The 275-nt window shown below is 60.4% G+C and carries 1 protein-coding gene; it reads right to left on the bottom strand.

The features are described 5' to 3' along the window. Positions 1–275 (bottom strand): hypothetical protein (locus tag SB816_RS31395; RefSeq protein ID WP_410548167.1); only part of this gene is annotated, 275 nt, incomplete at both ends.

Genomic DNA, 275 nt, shown 5'->3' with positions numbered 1-275 from the left:
ACCTCCTGCTTGACCCGGAAGAGGAGGATGCCCTTGAACGCGCCGAATTTGACAACCGGAATGCCATAATAAATGCCGGCCTCGTTCGTTGCTGCGTCGATCCGCAGACCGGAGAAACTCGTCTGCGCCACGTCGTTCACGGCTTTTTCGGCGTTGGCAGCTCCGCGGGTAAATGCAGCGCCAAGTCCACTTTCCGCCCAGGCGCCGCCCGTGACGGTTTCCCCGAAGGCCGGTCCTTTCAGATAGGAGTAATAGACCGTGCCGGCGGGATCGAT

This window comes from Achromobacter sp. SIMBA_011 (assembly GCF_046535435.1).
Taxonomy (GTDB): domain Bacteria; phylum Pseudomonadota; class Gammaproteobacteria; order Burkholderiales; family Burkholderiaceae_B; genus Achromobacter; species Achromobacter dolens.
Note: the sequence above shows the minus strand (reverse complement) of the source record. Positions and strands in the feature narration are given on the sequence as shown.